This is a genomic window from Paraburkholderia sp. UYCP14C (genome assembly GCF_004197395.1).
In the GTDB taxonomy this organism is placed as follows: domain Bacteria; phylum Pseudomonadota; class Gammaproteobacteria; order Burkholderiales; family Burkholderiaceae; genus Paraburkholderia.
The window spans coordinates 1-1,909 of record NZ_SELS01000212.1; the positions used below are offsets into that span (position 1 = coordinate 1).

General features: G+C 67.4%; 3 protein-coding genes. All 3 read right to left on the reverse strand.

What is annotated here, in order from left to right; translation table 11 throughout:
• Positions 1–503 (reverse strand): FAD-binding oxidoreductase (locus EVC45_RS44305; protein ID WP_248295533.1); only part of this gene is annotated, 503 nt, incomplete at its 3' end.
• A 1-nt stretch (position 504) separates the two neighbouring features.
• Positions 505–1,116: a 1,2-phenylacetyl-CoA epoxidase subunit PaaD gene (paaD, locus tag EVC45_RS44310; protein WP_373683136.1), complete on the reverse strand. Its 612-nt coding sequence runs from the start codon at positions 1,114–1,116 to the stop codon at positions 505–507.
• A gap of 7 nt (positions 1,117–1,123) precedes the next feature.
• Positions 1,124–1,909: 1,2-phenylacetyl-CoA epoxidase subunit PaaC (gene paaC / locus EVC45_RS44315; RefSeq protein WP_129964326.1), on the reverse strand; the 786-nt coding region annotated here is incomplete at its 5' end.

Consider the following 1,909-nt stretch of genomic DNA (forward strand, 5'->3'; position numbering starts at 1 on the left):
TCGAGCTCCTCGGCGAACATGATCTGGTCGACGCTGCGGTTGCCGTACACCAGCGTGAAGGTGCTGCGCGGCTCGACTTCGAGCGTCGTCTTGATGATCGCGAGCACCGGCGTGATACCCGAGCCGCCCGAGAACGCGAGGTACTGCTGGCCCTGTTGCGCGTTCAGGTGCGTGAAGAAGCGGCCGTCCGGGGTCATCACGTCGATCGTGTGGCCGGGCTGCAGCGTGTCGAACGCGAAGTTCGAGAAACGCCCGCCGCGCACGCGCTTGATGCCGATGCGCAACTCGCCGTCGCGATCGTAGTCGGTGACGCCCACGCAGATCGAATACGAGCGGCGCGTTTCCTCACCGTCGATATGCGTCTTCAGCGTGACGAACTGCCCTTGCGTGAAGCGATACTGGTCGCGCAGTTCGGGCGGGACTTCGAAGGCGACCGACACGGCATCGGCAGTTTCGGGACGCACTTCGCGGATACGCAGCGGATGGAATTGCGGGGTGGCCATATCAGTACGGTTTGAAGTAGTCGAAGGGTTCGCGGCAGTCGAGGCAGCGATACAGGGCCTTGCAGGCGGTCGAGCCGAATTGCGCGAGTCGCTCGGTGTGCGCGGAGCCGCAGCGTGGGCACGACGGGGCGGGCAGCTTGCGCGGCACGAAGCGCAGCACTTTTTCCTGCGGCGCGGTTGGTGCGCTGGCGGCGGAACCGCAGTTGCCCGTCGGCGGCGCGATGCCGTAGACGCGCAGTTTTTCGCGGGCTTCGGTGGTGATCCAGTCGGTGGTCCACGCCGGCGCGAGCACGGTGGCGACGCGGTACGGCGTGAGCTCGGCAGCCTCGAGCGCACGGCCGATGTCCTCGGCAATCTGCGACATCGCCGGGCAGCCCGAGTAGGTCGGCGTGATCACGACTTCGAGCGCGCCGTCCGCAGCGCGTCGCACGTCGCGCAGGATACCCAGTTCGCGGATCGAGACCACCGGGATCTCCGGGTCGGGTACCGCTTCGAGCACGGTCCAGGCGCGGGTAAGCGTGGCGTCGGTCGTGGGGTCCATCGTGGCGTCGGTCATGGTCGCGGTGCTGTACGCGGTTGGGTACGAGGGCTGCGGGGCGGTCGAGGTCGTCATCGCGTGCTTACCAGCTGGCGCCCGGATGCTGGCGCGCAAGGCTCTGCATTTCGGCGAGCACGAAACCCATGTGCTCCGAATGCTCGCCGTGCTTGCCGGTGCTCACGTGGCGCAGCGCCGCGGGCAGCGTCAGCGTGGCTGCGTCGAGCGTGGCACGCACGTCGTCGAGCCACGCGGCTTCCAGCGCCGAGGTGCGCGGGCCGATGCCGGCCGCGGCAATCGCGTCTTCCACCGCGTCCGCGCTGAAGAACTCGTACGTGTACGGCATCAGGTAGTCGAGCGCGGCCTGCGCGCGACGGTGCGATTCGTCGGTGCCGTCGCCGAAACGGATCAGCCACTCGCTCGCGTGATGCACGTGGTACTGCGTTTCCTTGATCGACTTCGCGGCGATCGCGGCGAGCTGCTCGTCGGCGGAGCTGGTCAGCGCGCTCCACAGATGCAGCATCAGCGTCGAGTACAGGAAGTTGCGCACGATCGTGACCGCGTAATCCTTCTGCGCCTGCGCGGTGCCGGCGAGCGGCCCGTAATGCGGCAGCTCGGCGAGCGTGTAGTTGGCGAATTCGCGCTCGGCGCGGAAGTACGCGTAGTCGTCTTCGCTGCGCTGACGGCCGGTGAGCTGCTGCTCGAGTGCGGCCGCATGCGTGTACAGCAGGCGTGCCTGGCCGATCAGGTCGAGGCTCATGTTCGACAGCGCGATGTCCTCTTCGAGGATCGGGCCGTGGCCGCACCACTCGGTGTTGCGCTGACCGAGGATCAGCGCGGTATCGGCGAGGCGCAGCACGTACTGCAGATG

What these genes read in the sequence shown, in the direction of transcription:
- paaD (WP_373683136.1), bottom strand. Translation starts at nt 1,116, where the DNA reads ATGACGACCTCGACCGCCCCGCAGCCCTCGTACCCAACCGCGTACAGC.